The 22,933-nt window shown below is 44.9% G+C and carries 23 protein-coding genes, 1 pseudogene and 1 riboswitch; of the genes and pseudogenes, 3 read left to right on the top strand and 21 right to left on the bottom strand.

Features of this window, described 5'->3' with window-relative positions; genetic code table 11:
* Positions 1 to 29 precede the first annotated feature (29 nt).
* The 8 genes and pseudogenes from MHH50_RS06470 to MHH50_RS06435 all read right to left on the bottom strand — a co-directional run bounded on the left by MHH50_RS06470 (position 30) and on the right by MHH50_RS06435 (position 6,854).
* Positions 30 to 536, bottom strand: coding sequence for a metallophosphoesterase (locus MHH50_RS06470; RefSeq protein WP_076128097.1), 507 nt, complete (start codon positions 534 to 536; stop codon positions 30 to 32).
* A 202-nt stretch (positions 537 to 738) separates the two neighbouring features.
* Positions 739 to 1,932, bottom strand: a complete 1,194-nt coding sequence (locus MHH50_RS06465) for an anti-sigma factor (protein WP_340034110.1) — start codon at positions 1,930 to 1,932, stop codon at positions 739 to 741.
* On the bottom strand, positions 1,925 to 2,428 hold the full coding sequence (locus tag MHH50_RS06460; protein WP_036681849.1) for a sigma-70 family RNA polymerase sigma factor: 504 nt from the start codon (positions 2,426 to 2,428) through the stop codon (positions 1,925 to 1,927). The genes MHH50_RS06465 and MHH50_RS06460 overlap by 8 nt, the downstream gene beginning before the upstream one ends.
* A gap of 166 nt (positions 2,429 to 2,594) precedes the next feature.
* Positions 2,595 to 3,599 (bottom strand): annotated as a pseudogene (locus MHH50_RS06455) (siderophore ABC transporter substrate-binding protein).
* Between the two features lie 122 nt (positions 3,600 to 3,721).
* Complete coding sequence (locus tag MHH50_RS06450; protein ID WP_036681845.1) at positions 3,722 to 4,477, bottom strand: ABC transporter ATP-binding protein; 756 nt, start codon at positions 4,475 to 4,477, stop codon at positions 3,722 to 3,724.
* Positions 4,471 to 5,415: an iron chelate uptake ABC transporter family permease subunit gene (locus MHH50_RS06445; RefSeq protein WP_076281998.1), complete on the bottom strand. Its 945-nt coding sequence runs from the start codon at positions 5,413 to 5,415 to the stop codon at positions 4,471 to 4,473. The genes MHH50_RS06450 and MHH50_RS06445 overlap by 7 nt, the downstream gene beginning before the upstream one ends.
* A gap of 2 nt (positions 5,416 to 5,417) precedes the next feature.
* Positions 5,418 to 6,365, bottom strand: coding sequence for an ABC transporter permease (locus tag MHH50_RS06440; protein ID WP_036681839.1), 948 nt, complete (start codon positions 6,363 to 6,365; stop codon positions 5,418 to 5,420).
* Between the two features lie 228 nt (positions 6,366 to 6,593).
* The gene (locus MHH50_RS06435; protein ID WP_036681837.1) at positions 6,594 to 6,854 is read right to left on the bottom strand and encodes a YqkE family protein; all 261 of its coding nucleotides are present in this window, start codon (positions 6,852 to 6,854) and stop codon (positions 6,594 to 6,596) included.
* Between the two features lie 91 nt (positions 6,855 to 6,945).
* Between MHH50_RS06435 and MHH50_RS06430 the strand changes: the two genes are divergently transcribed.
* Positions 6,946 to 7,290: a helix-turn-helix domain-containing protein gene (locus MHH50_RS06430; protein WP_076128100.1), complete on the top strand. Its 345-nt coding sequence runs from the start codon at positions 6,946 to 6,948 to the stop codon at positions 7,288 to 7,290.
* Positions 7,291 to 7,307: 17 nt separating this feature from the next.
* On the opposite strand, the gene MHH50_RS06425 is transcribed toward MHH50_RS06430, so the two are convergent.
* Together MHH50_RS06425 and MHH50_RS06420 are read right to left on the bottom strand one after the other, a co-directional pair.
* Entirely contained in the window at positions 7,308 to 7,811 is a 504-nt protein-coding gene (locus tag MHH50_RS06425; RefSeq protein ID WP_076128102.1) for a GNAT family N-acetyltransferase, read from the bottom strand.
* A gap of 25 nt (positions 7,812 to 7,836) precedes the next feature.
* Complete coding sequence (locus MHH50_RS06420) at positions 7,837 to 8,679, bottom strand: SDR family oxidoreductase (RefSeq protein ID WP_340034109.1); 843 nt, start codon at positions 8,677 to 8,679, stop codon at positions 7,837 to 7,839.
* Between the two features lie 225 nt (positions 8,680 to 8,904).
* Here MHH50_RS06420 and MHH50_RS06415 point away from each other — a divergent pair, with 225 nt between their 5' ends.
* Positions 8,905 to 9,999 carry a Xaa-Pro peptidase family protein gene (locus tag MHH50_RS06415; protein WP_076128106.1) on the top strand — a complete coding sequence of 365 codons (1,095 nt, stop codon included), beginning with the start codon at positions 8,905 to 8,907 and terminating at the stop codon, positions 9,997 to 9,999.
* A gap of 84 nt (positions 10,000 to 10,083) precedes the next feature.
* Here the strand turns inward: MHH50_RS06415 and MHH50_RS06410 are convergent, their stop codons facing one another.
* The 10 genes from MHH50_RS06410 to MHH50_RS06365 all read right to left on the bottom strand — a co-directional run bounded on the left by MHH50_RS06410 (position 10,084) and on the right by MHH50_RS06365 (position 18,654).
* Positions 10,084 to 11,049 (bottom strand): nitronate monooxygenase family protein, encoded by a 966-nt coding sequence (locus tag MHH50_RS06410; RefSeq protein WP_340034108.1) that lies wholly within the window; start codon positions 11,047 to 11,049, stop codon positions 10,084 to 10,086.
* A 6-nt stretch (positions 11,050 to 11,055) separates the two neighbouring features.
* Positions 11,056 to 11,859: an energy-coupling factor transporter transmembrane component T gene (locus tag MHH50_RS06405; RefSeq protein WP_340034107.1), complete on the bottom strand. Its 804-nt coding sequence runs from the start codon at positions 11,857 to 11,859 to the stop codon at positions 11,056 to 11,058.
* Positions 11,852 to 12,709: an ATP-binding cassette domain-containing protein gene (locus MHH50_RS06400; RefSeq protein ID WP_340012051.1), complete on the bottom strand. Its 858-nt coding sequence runs from the start codon at positions 12,707 to 12,709 to the stop codon at positions 11,852 to 11,854. The genes MHH50_RS06405 and MHH50_RS06400 overlap by 8 nt, the downstream gene beginning before the upstream one ends.
* Complete coding sequence (locus tag MHH50_RS06395; protein ID WP_340034106.1) at positions 12,694 to 13,494, bottom strand: energy-coupling factor transporter ATPase; 801 nt, start codon at positions 13,492 to 13,494, stop codon at positions 12,694 to 12,696. The genes MHH50_RS06400 and MHH50_RS06395 overlap by 16 nt, the downstream gene beginning before the upstream one ends.
* Positions 13,495 to 14,316, bottom strand: coding sequence for an SDR family NAD(P)-dependent oxidoreductase (locus MHH50_RS06390; protein ID WP_081391870.1), 822 nt, complete (start codon positions 14,314 to 14,316; stop codon positions 13,495 to 13,497). It abuts the gene before it with no gap.
* Between the two features lie 2 nt (positions 14,317 to 14,318).
* Positions 14,319 to 14,660, bottom strand: coding sequence for a MaoC family dehydratase (locus MHH50_RS06385; protein WP_052096837.1), 342 nt, complete (start codon positions 14,658 to 14,660; stop codon positions 14,319 to 14,321).
* Positions 14,635 to 15,036 carry a MaoC family dehydratase N-terminal domain-containing protein gene (locus MHH50_RS06380; RefSeq protein WP_076302194.1) on the bottom strand — a complete coding sequence of 134 codons (402 nt, stop codon included), beginning with the start codon at positions 15,034 to 15,036 and terminating at the stop codon, positions 14,635 to 14,637. The genes MHH50_RS06385 and MHH50_RS06380 overlap by 26 nt, the downstream gene beginning before the upstream one ends.
* Positions 15,033 to 16,184: a thiolase family protein gene (locus MHH50_RS06375; RefSeq protein ID WP_340034105.1), complete on the bottom strand. Its 1,152-nt coding sequence runs from the start codon at positions 16,182 to 16,184 to the stop codon at positions 15,033 to 15,035. Before MHH50_RS06375 ends, MHH50_RS06380 begins: the two co-directional genes overlap by 4 nt.
* Positions 16,181 to 17,662 carry an AMP-binding protein gene (locus tag MHH50_RS06370; protein WP_340034104.1) on the bottom strand — a complete coding sequence of 494 codons (1,482 nt, stop codon included), beginning with the start codon at positions 17,660 to 17,662 and terminating at the stop codon, positions 16,181 to 16,183. The genes MHH50_RS06375 and MHH50_RS06370 overlap by 4 nt, the downstream gene beginning before the upstream one ends.
* Before the next feature lie 278 nt (positions 17,663 to 17,940).
* A complete protein-coding gene (locus MHH50_RS06365) occupies positions 17,941 to 18,654 on the bottom strand; it encodes a queuosine precursor transporter (protein WP_076128125.1) in 714 nt (237 codons plus the stop codon).
* Positions 18,655 to 18,664: 10 nt separating this feature from the next.
* Positions 18,665 to 18,710, bottom strand: a riboswitch (PreQ1 riboswitch).
* Between the two features lie 366 nt (positions 18,711 to 19,076).
* Between MHH50_RS06365 and MHH50_RS06360 the strand changes: the two genes are divergently transcribed.
* On the top strand, positions 19,077 to 20,765 hold the full coding sequence (locus MHH50_RS06360) for a methyl-accepting chemotaxis protein (RefSeq protein WP_076193028.1): 1,689 nt from the start codon (positions 19,077 to 19,079) through the stop codon (positions 20,763 to 20,765).
* Between the two features lie 1,707 nt (positions 20,766 to 22,472).
* Here MHH50_RS06360 and MHH50_RS06355 read toward each other — a convergent pair.
* Positions 22,473 to 22,799, bottom strand: coding sequence for a YnfA family protein (locus MHH50_RS06355; RefSeq protein WP_076128128.1), 327 nt, complete (start codon positions 22,797 to 22,799; stop codon positions 22,473 to 22,475).
* Positions 22,800 to 22,933: the final 134 nt, after the last annotated feature.

Below are 22,933 nucleotides of genomic sequence, written 5' to 3'. Positions count from 1 at the left end.
CGAACGCCAGATCATTTGGACAATTATTCTTATTCTTTGGAATCGTAGAACACATGCCGGGCACTGACTTTACCCTCTTCGATATCCAAAATTCCGATGGAATACAGTTTCTCACGTCGTTTATCCGTTGGCGATCCTGGATTAAAGAGCAGAATCCCATTCTCTTCCCGCAATAAAGGCTGATGCGAATGTCCAAAAAGAATACAATCCACCTTATCGTTCGCAAAAGCAAGCAGCGCATTCCCGTCCGTTCCTTTGCGGGAGTGTGGCGTATGACCATGGACCATTCCGATCCGGACTCCCTCAAGCGTTAGCAGCTTACGCTCCCCGAAACGCTCGATGATCTCTATTCCATCGTTATTCCCAGCAATCCCTTCCACTGGAGCCAATTCAGCCAACAAATCGTAGATTCCCATACTCACCCAATCTCCAAGATGCAGAATCAAGTCTACATTCCGGAATTCAGCAACAAGTGCTTTGGGCAGAGACTTAGCCATTCTTGTCATATGTGTATCTGATACCACGCCTACTTTCATATAACTCAGCTCCTAATCTATCATACTCATCTCATATTCAAATAATTGTACGATTTGCTTAAACGAGAAGCAAGTTCTGTGACTTCTCCCACACAGAAAAGCCGGGTACACCCCACTAACACAGAGCATATCCGGCTGCCATTAAGTAATTCCAAAGAAATCATTTATGCTTACTACCTTCTACAGTATTTAGCATCCCAACTCAGTTCTCTCTATCCTGCCAATTCCATAATCTTACTTCTTCAACATGAATATTACTGACCCATTTTTCTTCCTTTAACTTGAGCAACTCTTTAACCGGACCGGTTACGACAGCTCCATACAGCCTAACTCCGTTCTTCTCCAGATAACTAATGGAGTCATCCAGATCAATAAACGGAATTACCTTGTTGGCGATCGATTTATGCTCCTGCATTAAGTGCAGTGTCTTAAGGAAGTTCGCATTACGAAGTTCACCATCCCCATATGAGTCAACAGATGGAGAAACACTCGTGCGGCTAGTCACCCCTCCAAACCAACCCCACTTTTTCTTTGACTCTTGTGTCACCTTCATATCATCGGCATGCCAGATGGGCGTACTTGGAAATCCTAAGGGATCATTTATTACTGGCTCTTGTGTCCTTGGACCTGTATCTGCTGCGAACCATAAAAGCTCAAGATTTTTATGCTGAAACTTCTTCAATAGCTCATCTGTCGTAAAAAATTGTTCAAAAGACAAATAGGCTTCTCCTACCGTACCTTCAGGGAGCTTTTCTAGTTTTTCCCAGTCACTGCTGTCATCCATCCTATTTTCTGCAGACTGGTTCTCAGTGGGATAGATAAAGTAATTACCTGTCCCACTGCGTTCATATGTCCATGAATAACTATATATTCTGGGCCAGCCTAATAGAAACTTCATCGAATAATCTCCAACATTAATCCGCGCATCACCAATTTGTTTTATTATTTCACCCTGCAGATTCATACTAAAAAACGGTCCGGAATCGCTACTCAAATGGACGATTGTATTCGGCTGTGAAACAGCAATTGCGGAAGAAACGACATCACGGTAAGTCTCTCCTCTTTCTCCAGTGCCATAAAATACCGCTGTGATGATACTGCTGACGATCAAAAAAATCAAAAATGCAGAAATCACCGTCAAAGTATTTGATATACGTGCTTTCCACTTGCCACGGCGGATGATCTTTTTTTCTTTGCCGGGTCTGTTTCTTTTACCCTTTCCGAATTTTATGCTCTTCTCCTCTTCTGAAGCCGGCTTTTCTTCGCCCATCAGTTCATCCAGATAGGCCTGGTAAGCTTCCATCTTCTCTAGCTCACGTTCAACCTCATCCCTATCCTCATCAGCAAGAGTGCCTTCGCCATACCTTCTTAACTTCTCCTTAAACTCTTCACTCATGTTCATTTCTCCTCCGCTCTGCCTCACGCAGCTTCTGTCTGGCCCGAAAGATCAATATCTTATATTGGGACAAGCCCACATCCATAATGTCCGATGCTTCCCGATAACTCAGCCCATGAAAATCATGCAGCAGCAGTGCATTTCTCTGATTGTCCGGTAGCTCACCTACTGCTATCCTCATCTCTTCCCAACGTTCCTGATGAAGCAGTGTGCTTTCTGTGGTATCTGGATGAGCAAGCTTTTTGAAATAATCCTCACTCTGAACTGTACTGCGGCCTTCCTTTCGCTTGTAATCTACGAAGGCGTTATAAGCGACACGGAACAACCATGGCTTAATCTTCTCTTCTTTACAATCCTCCAAATGTAGATAAGCGCGATAAAAGGTTTCTTGCATCAAATCTTCAGCCGCATAATGATCACCACAAAGGGAGCGCAAATAGCGGTAAATATCCATCACATACATCTGATATATTTCATCCAATGACTTTCGCTTCATGCACTCCCCCCTTAACCTAACCACGTATCCCAGCCTGAAAAGTTACAGATAAATTTAGCAACTAGTATGAATATACCAGTAATTCCATGGAAAAAAGCGAAAAAAGCCTGCTGGCAAGGAGTATTACTCCTGCCAACAGGCTTTTTAATTCACCAAGTTACTCAGCTTACAGAACAACTTCAACTTCTTTGAGCATTTCGCTAACGGATATTAAACCGCCACCGGACAAATACCAGTAGTTAGGATCCAAGTAGATGATCTTACCGTTTTTAAAGGCATTTGTGTTCTTCACTAGATCGTTTTCAACTGCTTTTTTAGCTGAGCCGGCTTCGCCGCCATCACTCTTCACAGCCGCATCTCTGTCCACTACAAACAGATAATCCGGATTCTTATCCGCTACATATTCGTAGGATACGCTTTGTCCGTGAGTGGATACTTCAATTTTATCATCAGCCTGTGCAAATCCGAACACATCATGGATAATCCCAAAACGGGAACCTGCACCGTAAGCACTGATTTTTCCTTCATTCGCAAGAATAACAAGTGCTTTTTTGCTATCAGCTGTTGCCTTCGTATTCAAAGCTTTGATGGAATCATTGATAGTCGCAAGCTAAGTTTCTACTTCTGCTTCTTTTCCAAAAATTTGACCCAGCATTTTCACGTTATTCGTAAAAGATTCCATGTAGTTTGCATTATCTACAGCCACATACAGGGTAGGTGCAATTTTGCTGAATTCTTCATAAGAATCCTGTTGTCTGCCGGAAATGATGATCAGGTCCGGAGAAAGACTGTTTATTTTTTCGAAGTCAGGCTCTTTCAAACCCCCAACATTCTCATATTTAGCATCGTTATATTTAGAGAGATAAGCCGGTACATTACTTTGAGGCACTCCAGTCACCTCTACACCCAGTTTATCCAGCGTATCCAGTGTACCGAAGTCAAAAACAACCACTTTTTGCGGATTGCTTTTGATAGTTGTTTCGCCAAGCGCATGCTTGAAAGTAAGCTCTGTCGGTGCTGTAGTAGCTTCCGTTGTTGGTGCAGTAGTAGCTTCCGAATTGCCTGCCGCTGCTGTGTTGTTATTTGAAGTTGCTGCATTATTGGAGCCACAAGCCGCCAAGATTACCGCAAGAAATACTGTCATAATCAGTAAAGATAAGTTCTTCTTCAATGTATTCACCCCTAATTTTTATAGTGAAGCTATTTGAATTATTCGCGTATGCGTTAAGAAGCTGGCGCCTTTCACTTCTTACGTTACGTCATAATAATATCCGCATAGTAATAGTTACCTTTTTAGAAATAGACACCGATTTTTCGGCCTCCTATAGTTTCAATAGGAATGTCCATGTCATATACCTCTTTAAGAACTGCAGAATCTATAATTTCATCCGCTGTACCCGAGGAAGCTACTCTTCCATTTTTAAGCGCAACAATGTAGTCTGAGTAACAAGAAGCAAAGTTAATATCGTGGATAACGAGCACAATCGTCTTCCCCTTCTCGTCCACCAAACGGCGAAGCACCTTCATAATTTGGACGGAATGCTTCATATCAAGGTTGTTGAGCGGTTCATCGAGCAGAATGTACTCTGTATCCTGAGCCATAACCATGGCAATATATGCCCGCTGGCGTTGCCCTCCACTGAGCTGATCAATATATTTATCCTGCATCTCTTGGAGATCCATGTAAGCAATCGCTTCGTCAACGAACGCCCGATCCTCCGGACTCAGCTTCCCCTGTGAATACGGGAATCTCCCAAAAGAAACGAGCTCCTTCACAGTGAGACGTACGCTAATATGATTGGACTGCTTTAACACCGATATTTTACGAGCAAGCTCATTACTTTTGCAGGTACCGATTTCCTTACCTTCGATCAGCACCTCTCCCGCGTCTTTGGAGATAAGTCTGCTGATCATGGAGAGCAGTGTACTTTTACCCGCACCATTTGGTCCGATAAACGAGGTGATTGCGCCTTTTTTGATGGACAAGGACACATCATCAACGACGGTTACTCCGCCATAACGTTTGGTTAAATTTTTAACTTCTACCACGACTTATTCTCCTTTAACAGCAGATAGACGAAGTAGACGCCGCCTGCAAAATTGATAATCACACTAACCGTAGTATTGAATCCAAAAACACGTTCGACCAGGAACTGCCCGCCGACAAGCGCAACAATGCTCAGCAGAATCGTTCCAGGAATCAGATAGGCATGCTTATAGGTACGGAACAGCTGGTGTCCCACATTAGCTACCAACAAACCTAAGAAAGTAATTGGTCCGACTAGAGCCGTCGAGATCGAAACGTAGATAGATACAATAACTAGCAGCCTTTTGACCACATAGTCATAATTGATGCCCAGATTAATGGCTTCATCTTTTCCAAGCGAAATAACATCCAAATACTTAACAAATCGCAAGAAATACAACGTAGTTAGCGTCAGAACAATGGCGGAAAGAATCAATAGGTCACTGCTGACATTGTTGAAGCTGGCAAACATTTTCCCCTGTAGAATCAGGAATTCGTTCGGATCAATAAGCACTTCCATAAAAGAAGACGCGCTCTGGAACATCGTCCCCATGATTAGCCCTACCAGCAGCAGGAAATAAATATTTTGTCCTTCCCTACGGAACATTAGCTTATACAATACGCCTGAAAACAGGACCATGAGACACGCAGAGAACAAGAAGTTGATGTTTTTATTCATAAAGGTCATATTCGATGAACCTAAGGCATATACACCGAACGTCTGGATTAACATGTACAGGGAATCGAGCCCGAGAATACTTGGTGTCAAAATACGATTGTTCGTGATGCTCTGAAAAACTACGGTAGAGACAGCTATCACAGCTCCGGTAATCAGAATGGCCGCCAGCTTTCTTCCCCGGCTGGGAAGAACGTAGTCCCAATTTCCCAAAGCATGATACGTCATAAACAAGACGATGAGGGCGACAGCACTTATAGATAATATAGTTAGTTTTGTCTTCATCTCTAGTTCGCCTTTCTTCTCATCAGCAAGTAGATAAACAGACCACTACCGATGACGCCTACCGTGAGACTGATTGATATTTCATATGGATAGATAATGAGCCTGCCCAGAATATCGCAGAACAGGAGGAACACCGCTCCGAGAATGGCTGTATGCGCCAGACTTTTTTTGAGGTTATCTCCTATGTACAACGTTACAATGTTAGGTACTACCAGACCCAGAAATGGAATCGTACCTACGGTTAAAATGACAACAGAAGAGATTAACGCTACAATTACCAATCCCACGTTGACAACCGCTTTGTAATTCATGCCAAGATTAACGGAGAAATCCTCGCCCATACCGGCTACCGTAAATTTATTAGCGAAGAGATACGCCAGGATGACAAGTGGAATGCTGATATAAATTAATTCATATTGGCCTTTGATAATCGTTGAGAAATCTCCAAGCATCCAAGACGAGATATTCTGAATCAAATCATTTTTATACGCAAAAAAAGTGGTAATCGAGCCTACAATGTTGCCGAACATGAGTCCGACCAGCGGGATAAAAATACTATCCTTGAACTTGATCCGATCCAAGATTCTCATAAAAATAAAGGTGCCCAATAGTGCAAAAACAAAAGCAACCAGCAATTTCTGCATTGGCGTTGCGCCTGTGAATAACATGAGGGATACGAGAATACCAAATTTCGCGGAATCCATCGTCCCTGCCGTAGTCGGGGAGACGAATTTATTGCGTGACAGCTGTTGCATAATTAATCCGGCAATACTCATGCTGACTCCAGCGATAATCAATGCGGCTAACCGGGGAATCCGGCTTACCAGCAAGGTCTGTGCTTGAGATTCCGTAAGATGAAAGAGATCTAATGGGGATATATCTTTAACGCCTATAAACAAAGATATAAATGAAAATACTATTAGAAGTAGGGACAAATATTTTAGTTTCATGAGTTGTTCCTTATCTGTTTAATAGTTTACAAATGCGCTTTTATGATAATGATTTTCATTCGCAATGTTTTAAATTATACCTAAGCCCACTTTGAGGGTCAACCCTTTCATATACTTAAATTTAAAATAATTAAGACTTAGGCTTATCTGCTTAAGTTACATAAAAAAAGACACCCTAACGGGTGCCTCTTTAATCTCTGCCATATTTTTAGCGCTAAGCTATAGGATTTATTTATATTTTTTCCAATCCTGATTACTGTTCTCCAGCAGATGTGCAAAATCATTATCCAACCGCTTCTGCTCAGCCTTCCGCTGATCTTCCACTGCCTTACGGGCAGCTTCTTTACGGTCATTTTCCTCCGCTTTCAACGCATCAGATTGCGCCTTCAGCTTTCCTAGAACATCACTGCTTAGCAGATCTTTTAACGTAGCAGGGCCATCATTCGTAGCGGCTCTTGGTGTGGTAGGCATTTTCTTTTTTTTAGCCACTGTCCATCATCCTTTCTAGTACTGAATTAAATTGGAATTTGTTTAAGTTATTGGTCTTTTCGTTTATAATGTTTACTAAGAGGTGAGCCCTATGAAGTCCAATGATTTATGTCCCCGGCTACAAAAAAGTATGGATATTATCGGCAGGCGTTGGACTGGTTTAATTATCTACCAGCTCCTTCAAGGACCCCAACGTTTCAATGTAATTGAAGCGGCATTACCCATCAGTGGAAGACTGCTCTCCGAACGGCTCAAAGAGCTGGAACAGGAAGGGATCGTTCTTCGAGAAGTGTTCCCAGAGACCCCCGTGCGGATCCAATATTCTTTGACGGATAAAGGTCTTGCTCTGGAATCAGTCATCCGAGACTTACAGAGTTGGTCCAAAGAATGGGTCGATTGTGACACCGATAATCTAAATTCAACTCTCAAAATGTAAGCGTTTTATCTGAGGCATTAGATTTTAAGGCCGACAATGACTAAATCACGCTCTATACCGTCAAGTTCAGCCACACCAGGCAGCATTCCCCATTCTTCAAAACCAAACTTTTTCAGTAAACCAAGGCTTGGATCATTATGTCCAAACACAAAGCCGACTAGATTCTTAATTCCGAGACTAGGGGCTTTCTCAATGGCCTCTGTCAGAAGAATTCTGCCCGCACCACCACCACGGAACTTTTCATTCACGTATACACTGATTTCTGCTGTTGCATTATACGCTGGACGACCATAGAAGGATTGAAAACTGAACCATGCAGCAATTTCATCTCCTTGCTTCAGTACCCATAAGGGACGGTGATGGCTATTATGCTCAAGAAACCATTTCTCCCGATCTGCAACAGTAACGGGTTCCAGATCTGCAGTTACCATCCTCCCAGCAATCGTTGAGTTATAAATATCTACAATAGCTGCTAAGTCTGCAGATGTTGCATCTTCAATTCTGCTGTTCTCCCAATTCATCCCTTAATTCCTCCAAATGTGTTAATTAACTCAGGCCGACCTGCTCCTGGCTCCATTGCCACAGCCGTTCGGCCTCTATTGTATTCTGCGCTCTGGGAGACAGTTGTTTAATCTTTCTTCGATAATAATATTGACCGGTTACCTCTCCAAGATCGGGATCTGTAGCCAAATAAATCGCTGTATCGGCACCTTGTTCAGGTGTTAAGAAAAAGTATGAGAGTAACTTAAGTACCGACTTGCCAAAACCAGTCTCCCGGTTTACACCTATATTCGTCCCCACTGCTCCTGGATGCAGGCAATTCACCGTCACCCTTGTTCCGTGAAGACGCGAAGCCAGCTCCCGCGTGAAGAGAATATTGGCTAGCTTGGATCGGGCATAGGCTTTTGCAGGATTAAAACGGCGAGCGAGGGTTGGATCTTCATAATGGAGCGCACCTATCTTGTAAGCACCGGAGGCAACCACAATGATACGGCCTTGCTCTGCTGCCTGCAACGACTTAAGTAACAAATTGGTAAGTAGAAAATGCCCCAAATGATTTACGCCAAGATCCATCTCAAAGCCGTCCTTCGTAAGCTGACGCTTAATCGTGACTACCCCGGCGTTATTGATAAGTATGTCTAGCATCGGATATTTCATAGTGAATTCCTCAGCAAAGCTGCGAATGCTCTCAAGTGAAGCCAGATCACACAACATGAGCTCGATATCCTCGGAGCGGCTCTTTTGTTTGGCGGCAGCAAGTGCTTCTTCTCCCCGCTGGCGATTACGGCAAACCATAATAACTTTAGCTCCCTTGCGAGCCAGTTCAACTGTTGTGGCCAGCCCCATACCGGAATTCGCTCCGGTAACAAGTGCGATTGTTTCTCTCATTGCAAGAATCACTCCTCTCTCAACAACCGTACCCGAATAAGCTTCAGCCTAACCTTAGGAGAAGTATATTTAAAGATATGTTACACCAACTAGTAGGGTTAAGAAAAGCTTCATGTCATGATTAGCCAACGATAGTTATAGTTCGTCAGGTGCGTCTGGTCTATTTTTGATCTATAATAGGAATATTGCAGTTCTAATCGTGAAGTTGAAAGGGGAACACCAACTATGAATAATGCTCTGACAAGCCTAGAGCAGCAAATGGCGGGCGAAGGTCTGGATGCCCTGCTCGTAACAGATCCCAAGCATGTCTACTACTTAACCGGCTTCGCCAGCGATCCGCATGAACGTTTTCTGGGTCTGCTGCTGATACGCGGAGAAGAGCCTATGCTCATTCTGCCTGCATTGGATGCAGAAGCGGCTCAAGCGGCTTCTTCGGTCACCAAAATTCTAACTCACACTGACACTGATAATCCCTATAACCTGCTAAAAGATTGTTTCGGCAGCAGTAAGCTAGGTACTCTTGGCATAGAAAAGGAACATTTCTCAGTAGCCCGTTTTGAGCACCTAACCGCTGCTGTTCCAGCTGAACGGTTTAGTGATATTGGTCCATTGCTGCGCAGCATGCGCTCTAAAAAGACCCCGGATGAAGTTAAGCGCATGAAACATGCCGCTGAGCTAGTTGAGGAAGCCTTGCGCCGCGTTCTTACCCACGTAAAAACAGGCGTTACAGAAAACGATCTAGTGGCGGAGCTAGAATATCTAATGAAAAAGGTTGGCGCTTCCGGCCCTTCCTTCGACACTATGGTGCTTTCTGGTCCGAAAACTGCCTTGCCTCACGGTGTTCCTGGCAACCGGGTCATTCAACCCGGCGACTTCCTGATGTTTGATATCGGGGTGTATGCCGATGGTTATGCTTCTGATATTACACGTACCTTTGCTATTGAATCCGTAGACGACAAGCTAGTCACTATCTATAACACTGTGCTGGCTGCCAACGAAGCTGGGATCGCTGCCTCCAATCCTGGAGCACCTTTCGGCTCAGTCGACAAAGCTGCACGTGATGTAATTGAAGAAGCTGGATTCGGAGAATATTTCTTACACCGTGTCGGACACGGACTGGGCATGGATGTTCATGAATATCCATCACTTCACGGACAGAACGACGACATTATCGAAATCGGCAATGTGTTCACCGTTGAGCCGGGAATTTATGTGCCTGGACTAGCGGGTGTACGTATCGAAGATGATCTGATTATTACAGCTGAAGGTGCAGAGACCTTAACAAGCTTCCCTAAGGAACTGACTATTCTTCATTTATAGAAAAGAATTACAAGCCACAGCCAAAAACACAGAGCAGCGATTCCTCCAATAATGAGAGAATCGCCGCTCTGTGTTTTTTTAAATTCAAACCTGTGTTCCCCACATCCCGCGAACCAACTTAGCCTCTTTCACCATCCTGCCGATCAGCTCCGCGACTGTAGGAATATCTTGGATCATTCCTGTCACTTGACCTGCCCAGCCGATGCCCTCTTCTTTGATATCATCATAGATCCAGCGCTTGTTGGCTGCACCACTGATATACTCTTTTAATGCTTCATAGGTCGGTGTCACGCGCTCGATTTCAAGAATTTGATCAATGTAGTCACTACGTAACACTCGTGCGGGTGCTCCAATAGAACGTTTGATTACAACCGTATCCGACTCTGAGCTTTCTACTAAAGCTTTTTTATAAGAAGCGGCCGCATGAACACATTCCACTGTAGCAACGAAACGAGTGCCCATTTCGATTCCTTCAGCCCCAAGTGCATGAGCAGCCATCCATCCACGGCCATCTCCGATCCCTCCGGAAGCAATCACAGGAATATTAACCGCATCAACCACTTGCGGAACGAGCACCATGGTTCCAACATCGTCACGCCCTAAATGGCCCCCTCCCTCATGCCCAACAACAATAACCGCAGAAGCCCCTAATTGTTCAGCTTTTTGGGCTTGTCTGCGTGAGGAGACGAGCACAAGTGTTTTAATATCGGTGGGCTGTAACATTTCCAGTATAGGGGCTGGATTCCCTCCAGTGAGGCTCACCACGGGAACCTGCTCTTCGATGGCGACCTGCACCCGATCTTCATAACCAATCCCATGCATGCCGATAGCAAAATTAACACCAAATGGTTTGTCCGTTAGTGTTCGTACCCGACGTATTTCTGCACGTAAGGCCTCCGCATCCGGAAGACTCATTGCCGTGACCTGACCCAGTCCACCGATAATTGAAACCGCAGCCGCAAGGTCTGCATAACCTAAATAAGCAAGTCCTCCTTGAATAATAGGATATTCTATGTGTAATAACTCCGTAATACGGGTATTCCATTTCATCTTCATCTACACCTTTCCTATCTTTAAGCAAAGTAGAATCACGGCAATTAAAAGGGCAGCTCCCCCTGCCAGATAATCTATTTGCTGAAATTGCAGTCTTTTAAAAGAAGTCCTTCCTTTACCATTCCCATAAGCACGCGCATCAATTGCATAGCTCAGCTGTTCAGCTCGTTGAATCGTTGTGAAGAGCAGAGGAATAATGATCGGAATGTACGCATATATCCGTTTAGGCAGTGATAATACTGTGAGATCATAACCTCTAGCCTTTTGTGCGAGAAGGATACGATCAAGCTCCTCCTTGATGGTAGGGATAAAACGGATCGCAATCACTATCATTAAAGAGAACTGCTCTACGGGTACCCCCAATTTGGACAGAGGGGCAAGCAGCTTCTCCAGACCATAAGCTAAGTCTAGCGGTTTAGTAGTTAATGTCAGAATTGAGGCTAACAAGATGAGCAATATAATCCGCCATACAAAACGTAATCCTATCCGCAATCCCTCTTCAGTCACCTCGATAAAAAACCATGACCAGAGAATCGTCCCCTTGGTGAACACGGCATTGTAAACAAAAGTAAATAATAAAATAAATAATACCGGCCGTAGCCCTCGCCAAAAAAAATGCACAGGAACTTTAGACAGTAGTAACAATCCCAATACAAAAAAGGTTGCAAAAACATAACTAAGCCCCGTACCAAGCATCATAAAGCTAAGCATGAGCATCACGATACTTACAAGCTTTGTACGAGGATCTAAACGATGAAAAATCGAATGCGTCTCCACATATTGACCGACTAATACGGAATCAGCCATGCCCTTGCCCCCTCGAATGCCAAATCGGCAAAATCGCTTCGAAGATATCCTGCTCTTTACAGCTGGCAACTTCAATCTTCTGACCAGATAATTCCTCCACTAGCTTCAAGAGCTGTACGGGTTCAGGCAAGGATAGTCCAAGTTCCAGCAGTAATTCTTCCTTTTCCAGAAACAATGTTCTGATATCATGATGCCCTTTTAACTGACCTTCACGAAAAACCATGACCTCATCTGAGAATTCGGCAACATCACCCATCTGATGCGAAACGAAGAGGATGGTGCGATTGTCTTGTTGCTGCCATTCCTTTAGTAGCCTCAGCAAAGACACTTGGCTAGCTGGATCGAGACCCGCTGTCGGTTCATCCAATATCAGCAGCTTCGGATTTGTCATCAGTACAGAGGCAATAGCTACACGGCGCTTTTCACCACCACTTAGCTGGAATGGATTTAAGGGGAGAATCCCCTCTGGCAAACCCACTTGCGGCAAGATCATTTCAATCGCCTCTGTAATTTGCTGACGTGAAGCACCCTGCTGATTCAGAGCAAAAGCAAGCTCCTTATGCACCGTTGTTTCGAATAGCTGATGCTCCGGATATTGAAAAACGAAACCCAACTCGGGGACAACCTTTAAGCGTCCTTTAGCATCTCTGCTGGCAGGCTGCTGGTTAATCCAATAGTCTCCTTTTACGGTGGGAATCAAGCCCTTCAGCACTTTGACAAAGGTAGACTTTCCTGCGCCTGTTGGACCGATAATAGAAATCCATTTGCCTTCAGGAATAGTGCAGTTTATATTTCGCAAAGCCACATGATCGGCATAGTTCACACTTAGATTTTTTAATTGGTAGACCATTGTGATCGAATTATCCCCTTCCAATCGGCTGTTAGCGGTGCTGCTGAATGGAGCAATGTATGTACACGCACTGCGAAGGGCAGTTGTAATTGATAGTCCGCAACAGGCATGGTTTCAAAAAAAGTCAGTGGATCGCCGTCAAACTCAAGTCGTCCTTGGTGCAGGAGCAATACGCGTTCTGCTGCAAGCACTTCCTCCATATGGTGGGTGATATGAATAAGCGTCAGGCCTTGACGATGCAGCTCTTGCATAATAGAAAGAACCTGCTGTCTTCCCTGAGGATCAAGCATTGAGGTAGCCTCGTCAAAAATAATGACTTGCGGGCACATCGCCAATATAGCGGCGATAGCGACACGTTGCTTTTGGCCTCCAGATAGCTGATGTGGCATAGCTTCCAGATAATCCTCCATATGAACGGCCTGTAAGGCATGATCCAATCGGCTGCGCATTTCCTCCCTCGGCACACGGATATTCTCCAAACCAAAAAGCACCTCATCCATAACGGTTGTGGTGATAAATTGATCCTCTGGATTCTGAAAAACAAAACCGATTTGCTGATGAATCTCCGCAAGATCCGTTGGTTTTGCTGTGTCCAAGCTCTTAAATTGTACAGTCCCTTTTCGCGGCAGCAGCAGTCCGTCCATGAGCTTTGCAATAGTGGATTTGCCAGAACCATTCGCCCCGACTATCGCCACAAACTCCCCTGCGTCTATCGTAAAGCTAATATCCTCCAGAAGAGGTTGTCCTTTTTTATAATAAAAACAAACTTGATCGAAGGTAAGCATTTATTCAGTCCCCTTTTGACGGTGCCAAGCAGCAAAAAATGCCTCAATGCTATTCTCGGAAAATGCAGGTGCAGGCTTCTCCCATTTTGTCACTTTTGATCCATTCACGGCAAAGATTTCACCGGTTAAATCCGCGTCGGACTCCCTCAACAATGCAGTCACGAAGGAAGCAATAGCCTCAGCGTCACCTATTCTCCAAAAATCAGGCAAAGGTTCATTACGACTGGCATGTTTCTCCTTCAAATGGTCAATTATTGGTCTGGTCATATCCGTTAATGCCGCTGGAGAAATCGCATTGACCCTAATCTGGTCACGTTTCAGCTCTGCTGCGAGCGTCCACATCATGCCCAGTATTCCAGCCTTGGCTGCACTATAATTCACCTGACCTACGGAACCTGCTAGTCCAGCAGCAGAGGTCATCAACAGGATATCCCCACCTGTTTCACGCATATGTGGTAATACTCGTTGAATGCAATAATAAGTGCCATTTAAATGCACATCCAGAACAGTCTTCCACTGTTCATCCGTCATACGTTGACATTTCTGATCCTGCACAATTCCCGCGTTAGCTATCAATACCTCGATACGACCGTATCGGGCAATGACCTCACCTACCATGGCAGTGACTGCGACGGAATCGGCTACATTAGCAGCGTACCCTAGTGCCTCTCCGCCTGCCTGGCGGATCTCGCGCACAACCTCATCAATTAAGACTTGTTTCGTACCATTTACAACCACTATATAACCTGACTTGCCAAGCTGTATGGCGATACTACGTCCGATCCCTCTTGTTGCTCCAGTAATTAAGGCCACTTTATTCATCACTACACCTCTTTCACTGCAAAAGCTCCCGCAGCAATAACATCGCCAGCTTCTGTTGTAAGGATCACTTTCACAAAGCAATCGTCCGCTGCAAAATCAAAAATCACGACACTATCGACCTCTATTGGCTTATGAAATTTCATATCATATTGAGTGATCCACTGTGTAGGGTGCTCAGCAATATACAAAGATTGGGCTAATCCCATAAGATACATCCCATGTGCGATGGGTCGCTCCAAACCAGCCTTGGCTGCGGCCTCTGCATCTAGATGTATAGGCGCCAAATCTTGGGAAGCAGCTGCATATTGCCGGATAGCCTCAGCTGTTATGCACTTTTTTATCATGATCATCACCTACCCGAATTAACACCGTTTCTGCGGTGACTATAAGCTCACCCTCACACCTACAAACCAGCGTATGTGTGTAAAAAGTCAGTTTACCCTGTCTGCCTTCTTTTTGCACCTCGCCCGTTAACGCTAATTCACAATCCAAAATCATCCCCGCCGTAATCGGAGCCTGATATGAAAATTTCTGAGTGCCGTGAAGCAAGGGTTCACCGATGATTAACCAAGGAATATCGAAGTCTTGCCAGAAAATAATAGGCATCGTCGCAGGAGCGATCAGCTTTCCATTTATCGTCTGCACGGGTGCTTCAATACTCTGTGCATAGTCCGAAATCCATTCAGCAGTCATATGGATCTGATGTCGGACACTGTTCATTCTATAACCTCCACGAGTGTTGCCAGACCTATCCCACCGCCGATTCCCAGAGTAGCAAGCCCTCGTTGGTAAGGGACATGTTGCATTTCAGCACATAAGCGAGTCATTAACATAGCCCCGGAAGCTCCGTATGGATGGCCTATTGCTAATGCCCCCCCGCCAAGATTGACCTTTTCCTGTGGAATTTGAAGCTCGTTCAGTGATGCCAATACTTGTGAAGCAAAAGCTTCGTTAAACTCTACGATATCTAAATCGGCAACGGTAAGCTTTTGGCGTTTTAACACCTTTTGCACAGCTGGTACAGGCCCCATACCCAAATAGTTCGGATCTACACCCGCAGCTTGTGCATCCACGACCCGCAAAATAGGGGTAAGCTTAAGCTGCTGGCATTTCTCACGAGACATCATTAATAGAAGCGCTGCGCCATCATTAATAGGACAGGCATTTCCAGCAGTGACGGTACCCTTTTCTTCAAAAATTGGCGGCAGCTTTTGCAGCTTGTCCAGACTCGTATTTGCCCGAGGACATTCGTCGGTGCTCACCCACTGCCCCTCTACCTGAAGAGGTACTATCTCCTGCTGAAACCGGTCACTTTGCTGAGCATGAACCGCCTTTTGATGGCTTTTTAAGGCATATTGATCCTGCTCTTCTCGAGAAATCCCGTATTTCCTAGCTACATTCTCTGCAGCTATTCCCATATCCGGATCACCGTAAGAGCTAGGCGTAAAATGTGCACGGGTATACAGCTGTGGAACCCCCATTAACGTCTGTGGTTTAGCCATTTTCCATGGAGCACGGCTCGTACTTTCGACACCACCCGCTAAATAAATCTCACCAGCGCCGCTTTGAATCAGTCTTGCTGCTATATTAATTGCCTCTAGCCCAGATCCGCACTGACGATCCACGGTGACACCCGGAACCGAAACAGGCAGCCCCGCTTCAAGCGCAGCTACCCGGGCAATATTACCTCCTGGGCCCACAACATTCCCAATAATGACATCATCGATCAGTTCTTTAGGCAAGTTCGTTTCGGCTACAATATGCTGAATAAGCGGCGCCAGTAATGCCTCCGGCTCAAGTGTACTTAATAAGCCACCCATTCTGCCAACCGGTGTACGTTTTGCCATGACAATTACTGCTTCTATCATATCATCGCTCTTTTCACATAGTCTTTCATCGCTTGCCGGGCAATTTTCCCGCTACTTGTATAGATAAATTCATCCACGGTTAGCAGCTGCTTCGGCGCTTTGTAGCTCGCTAAATACTGGCGGCAATAATTCTTAATTTCTTCGACAGATAAATGCTGTTCTCCGCTCCACTTCACGAGGGCTATCAGCTGTTCTCCCCAGTAATCGTCAGGCACGCCAAGCACCATCACTTCATCTATTTCCGGAAGAAACTCCAGCACCCTCTCTATTTCTTCCGGATAAACGTTCAGCCCTCCGGATATGATTTTATTCTTCAAACGTCCCGCCATATATAAATAACCAGCTTCATCCTGATAAACATAGTCTTCTAAAACAAGCCATCCCTCTCTAAAAGCTGCTGCTGTCTCATTCGGCAATTGATGGTAGCCTAAAAATATCATATCACTACGCACATATAGCTGCCCAATCTCCCCAGGAGGGACTTCCCGGAACTGGTCATCACGAATGGAAATTTGCACCCCGGGATAAGGTTTGCCTACAGAGGTCGGATTATGCTCGGTCAGAACATCCAAATAACTAATATAGCTCGCTTCTGAAGAACCGTAGGATTCATAAAGCCGCGCTCCACCAAACACTTCCATGCCCCTTTTCTTGGACAACTCCGACCACTTTGCACCTGAGCTAATAATCGCATCAATCTGTATCTGCCCAGGTACAGCCTGCTGCATCATGGATTCGATCATTGTTGGTACGACGAACAGCACCACGCCCGGAATTTGCTGGCACAGCTCTAACACCTGCGTGGCACTAAATTTTTGTGTGATATGAAAGGTTGCTCCACTATATAGACTCTGCATTACGGCGAATAAGGATAGGGAATGCACAAATGGACCTGGTGCCAAAACATCCTTCATAGCGTCCAATTCAAAAGCAATATTCGAGACCTCAAAGCTTTTTAACCATGATAAATGGGTACGCATATAACCTTTGGGCAATCCGGTTGTGCCTGAAGTAAAGCCAATAAATAATAATTCATTCGTCTCATCCAACTCAGCCTCCGGCTTCAGGGCAGCCAGCCACTGATCATAGGAACCTGTTCGTTCATTTGAGAAGGTCAATGTTTGGATCATTTGATCCTTGAAGGTCAGATTCTTTGCGGCTTCCGGCTCGGCAAAAATCATTGTCGGCTGGCACTGCTCTATAATAACCTGCAGTTCATTAGCACTCCACTTGGGATCTAAGGGAATGGGAACACAGCCCGCATAAATCGCCCCCAAAAAAACCTCAACAAATTCAATACGATTCGTAGATAAAATCGCGATTTTGTCATGCCTCAGACCCTTTTGCTGTAAGCCATTCGCGATTCTCCGCATCGTTTTTACTAATGTGGCATAGGTATGACTTGCTTGGTCATGGGTTAAGGCAATGCTGTCGGGCTGCTGTGCTGCATGACGCAGTATAGGAACTACTAGATTCATCCTAGATCACACCTGTTCGTATTTTCTGTGACTACCGATTATATACATTCTCTTCAATCGGACTGCCCCGCAAGTCCAGCCCAAACTAAAGGATATGTGATAAGCGCCATCGCCGGCGCTCCTGTTAAACTAACCCGCTAGAATTGCTACGATAGCTTATTTTAGCTTTATATTATTTTTATGTACACATCTTTCATGTAACTATTAAGTCCATCTTACAACGAAAAAACAGCCAGCACGCATCGATTATGATCGGTACGCGCTGGCTGTATTGTTGTTTAGTCCTTCTTTTGAACGGATGATGGTGAACCCTCTTCAGCAAAAGTAAAGGTTCGGGCGATATATAAGATAGGTGTGCTTACTGCGGTTAGTAAGAACTTCGCTAGATAAGTCGTAAGCAAAATTTCAAGCCATACATTCCAGTCATACAAGCCCGCAAACGCAATGGTACAGAAAATAAGTGTATCCACAAAGGAGCTAATCATCGTACTACCGTTGGAACGAATCCACAGCTGACTTGAGGTGCTGTAATATTTACGAATCCAAGAGTACAACCGAACATCTAGGAACTGACTAATGAAGTAAGCTGTAAGACTACCCAAAGCTAGTCGAGGCATCAGCCCAAAAATCGTCTCCAAAGAAGACTGAGCGATATCGGTCTCCTGCGGCTTAAATACTAATACCATCTGCATAATGACTGTAGTCATAAGCAAGGTGAAGAAACCAAACCAGACCGCTTTACGTGCTTCCGCTCTTCCGTACTTCTCATTAAGTAAATCGCTGGTCATATATAAAGTGACATACATCGTATTTCCGAGTGTCATCACAATATCAAATGGCATAGCAATCGTCTTAGCTACCTGAATGTTAGCAATTACAGTAGCAATACCTACCCAGGCGTACATTCCACTTTTCCCGAACAAGCGGTAACAGAGTAGAAAAAAAGCAAAATTGACAATAACAAATAAAACTCCCCACAGCAAATTAAACATATTACTGAAATTCCTCCTAGTTTTGTTTACGCGGGATGGTTACGAACCGCGGCTTACAATATTAAATTTTCGGAACAAAACATTAATACTCTATCACAATAGCGCTTAACAATCCATAAAAATAATATTTTTATATGAAATTGGTAGTTCCATTTCTTTTTTTTCGCCAATTATCTAAAATAGTCAGCAATAATTCATTTTTTTCAGAAAAAAATGCTCTATAGGACAAAACTTTCACTATTCATCCAGAGGTTAATTCTATAGAATAGTATCAAACACCTTATTCCCGATCCATTTAGTAGAAATATGACATAACTATGGAATATATCTCGGGTCGCCAATTTCCAGCAGTTGGCATGGAGTATCTAGTGAAGACCAAAAAAGAAATGACCTCACCGTCCATAAAAAAAGGAGAGAACGATATGTTTCGTATCAAGCATTCGATCAGTCGCAAATTTACGCGTTTATTATTTGTTGTTCTGTTGCTCACGTCTCTTTTGTTAAGCACCAGCTTCTATTTTATCTCTATCAGTATCTTCAACAGCTATGTTATGCCGCAGATTAACAAAATCCTTACTGCCGCTGCTCAGGACGTATATAAGAATCTCAACGTAATGCACGCCCAGCAAACCCTAAATAAGAACGATCAGTCTGCCACCAATCTCGAGTTCTATTTTCAGGAAAAGAGGAAACAACATGGAGTGGAAACCATTTTTCTGGTCAATCTGAAGGGAAAAGAAGCTGAGATTCTATCCGCAGATCACGATGCAAAATTGCAACGGGCAGAAAGTGTCACCGTATCCTCTGCAATGCAACAAGCCTCTAAAGGAAAAACTGGACTAAGCGATACATATAGCGACGCACATGGTATACATAAAACAGCTTATATCGGTATTCCCGGAAGTACGATGGTTATCGGTGTAAGCAGTGACGTAAGCTTCATTCAAGAAAAAACAGACAGTATTCTATGGACAAGTGCCGGAATCACACTTCTGACGTTGATCATCGGCCTAACTGGTGCATGGTTCATGAGTGTGCGTATAACACGTCCAATCTCAAAACTGGCAGCTTATAGTGCCCGGCTCGCAGAGGGAGATTTCACCGAAGAATTATCAGTTAAAGGAAATGACGAAGTTGCACAGTTGTCCGTAAGCTTCCAAGCGATGACCCAACGCCTGAAAGAAATGATTGGACATGTACTGGTAACCTCTAATACTGTCGTTGCGGATTCCAACTCTTTAAAAGAACGTGTTGAGGTTCTTAATGATATGGCGGAACACTCCAGCTCATCGGTAGTAGAAATCGGCAAAGGTAGTACGACTATCGCTAGCAGTGCATCAGATAACTCGAGAGCAATGGAAGAAATCAATTTAGGCATTCAAAGTATTGCCTCAGCAGCGAATGAAGTCACGGAGCAAATCAGTGAGGCTTCCGCTGAAGCAAGTGGCGGTAATGAAATTGCTCAAAGCGCTGTGCTGCAAATGCGCCAGGTTGAACGTGCTTCCCTACAGTCGCTGGATCAATTACAAATCATGAATGAGCGTTCAGTAATGATCGGAGAAGTCGTTCACAGCATTACTGAAATTACGAAACAGATCCAAATGCTGTCGCTGAATGCTTCAATCGAAGCTGCACGCGCAGGAGAGCATGGACGCGGCTTTGCTGTTGTTGCGGGAGAAGTACGCAAGCTGTCTGAACAATCCCGTAACGCAAACGAACAGATCCGTGACTTCCTACTTGGGCTTCAAGAAGATATGAGTCGCTCCGTTACCGAGATGAACCACGTGAATTCTGAGGTTGCCTCTGGAGTCGGCAAAGTAGCAGAAGCAGGTGATGCCTTTAATCACCTCCTGATTCTTATCCAAAGCATCAATCACAGCATTCAATCCGTATCTGCGGCTACACAGCAAATCTCGGCAAGTACAGAAGAAGTCAGTGCTTCCGTCGAAGAAACTGCACAAATTACATCAAGATCGCAAGAAAGTGCGGACACACTCGCTGCTAACTCAGAGCGGCAGCGCGTCGAACTGGAAGGCCATGCAGAAACCGTTAAACATCTGTATGAGCAAGCCAAGAAACTCCAAGAAGCTGTGCAGCAATTTAAGATTTAACGCTTGTAAATTAAACCCCCCGTTCACACGAAAGTGTTGAACGGGGGTTTTTAGTTTGCGATGGCTCGCTAGCGCTTGCGGAGGTCTCGCTTAGACTTGGGGGCATGTGCTAGGCTTGCGCGGAACCTCGATTAGACTTGGCTACATGCGCTAGGCTTGCGCGAAGCTCTCACTTAGACTCGGCACGCCATTTGCCGCTGGCTTGCGCGATACTCTCGTTTAGACTCGGCGCGTCATTTGCCGTTGGCTTGCGCGATACTCTCGCTTAGACTCGGCGCGTCATTTGCTACTGGCTTGCGCGATAATCTCGCTTAGACTCGGCTACATGCGCTAGCTTGCGCGAAGCTCTCACTTAGACTCAGCACGCCATTCGCTGCTGGCTTGCGGACTCAGATGCCGCTATTACTCGAAAAACTGCCATTCGGAGGCTTTTTCGGACTCGAGAGACGCTATTGCCTCATAATCAACCCAGACTCAGCCTATTTCGCTCAAATAGCGCCTCTGGTGTCCGAAAACGCTCCAAATTAACCCTTTTATCACAAATAAGGTCTCCTGAGTCCGGAGCCAAGTTACCTACAGCAAATTACTCAAAGTTCATCCGTCGATGCTACCTACAGCAAATTACTCAAAGTTCCTCCGTGGCGCTACCTACTGCAAATTACTCAAAGTTCCTCCGTCGATGCTACTTACAGCAATAGACTCGGCTACATGCGCTAGCTTGCGCGAAGCTCTCACTTAGACTCAGCACGCCATTCGCTGCTGGCTTGCGGACTCAGATGCCGCTATTACTCGAAAAACTGCCATTCGGAGGCTTTTTCGGACTCGAGAGACGCTATTGCCTCATAATCAACCCAGACTCAGCCTATTTCGCTCAAATAGCGCCTCTGGTGTCCGAAAACGCTCCAAATTAACCCTTTTATCACAAATAAGGTCTCCTGAGTCCGGAGCCAAGTTACCTACAGCAAATTACTCAAAGTTCATCCGTGGCGCTACCAACAGCAAATTACTCAAAGTTCATCCGTGGCACTACCAACAGTAAATTACTCAAAGTTCATCCGTGGATGCTACCTACTGCAAATTACTCAAAGTTCATCCGTGGATGCTACCTACTGCAAATTACTCAAAGTTCATCCGTGGATGCTACCTACTGCAAATTACTCAAAGTTCATCCGTGGCGCTACCAACAGCAAATTACTCAAAGTTCCTACGTGGATGCTACTTACTGCAAATTACTCAAAGTTCATCCGTCGATGCTACCTACAGCAAATTACTCAAAGTTCCTCCGTGGCGCTACCTACTGCAAATTACTCAAAGTTCATCCGTGGATGCTACCTACTGCAAATTACTCAAAGTTCATCCGTCGATGCTACCTACAGCAATAGACTCGGCTACATGCGCTAGCTTGCGCGAAGCTCTCACTTAGACTCAGCACGCCATTTGCTACTGGCTTGCGGACTCAGATGCCGCTATTACTCGAAAAACTGCCATTTGGAGGCTTTTTCGGACTCGAGAGACGCTATTGCCTCATAATCAACCCAGACTCAGCCTATTTTGTTCAAATAGCGTCTCTGGTGTCCGAAAACGCTCCAAATTAACCCTTTTATCACAAATAAGGTCTCCTGAGTCCGGAGCCAAGTTACTCACTCAGTAAAAACTAGGTTACTCAGCTTTCATTCCGCTTTTATGGCTAAGCAAACCTCACTCAACCTAGTGCCGAGGTGCCCAGAGGATAACCGATACACCGATCACACAAATAACAGCTCCGACCCAGTCGTATACGTCTGGTGTCTTCTTGTCTACAAGCCATCCCCATAAGACCGCAAGTACGATAAACACCCCGCCGTAAGCCGCATACACTCTTCCGAAGGAAGGGAATTTCTGCAACGTAGGGATAATCCCATACGCTATCAGAATCAAAGACCCCACTAAACCGTACCAAAGTGGCCGTGATTCTCTCAACCATAACCATACTAAATATCCGCCACCGATCTCAGCAAGCCCAGCAATTATAAACAGCAGAATGGCAAATAACATGTCATCCCTCTTCCCTATCTATCTCATAAAAACGCAAAGGTTGCTCACAACAAATTGTACTCAAGGTTCACCCGTAGAACTCCTACAACAAACCACTCAAGGTTCTCCCATGGAGCTACCTACAGCAAATTACT

It is taken from the genome of Paenibacillus sp. FSL H3-0302 (genome assembly GCF_037982245.1).
Taxonomy (GTDB): Bacteria; Bacillota; Bacilli; order Paenibacillales; family Paenibacillaceae; genus Paenibacillus_AQ; species Paenibacillus_AQ odorifer.
The sequence above is the reverse complement of the archived record's forward strand: the minus strand, read 5'-3'. Positions and strand labels throughout refer to the sequence as shown.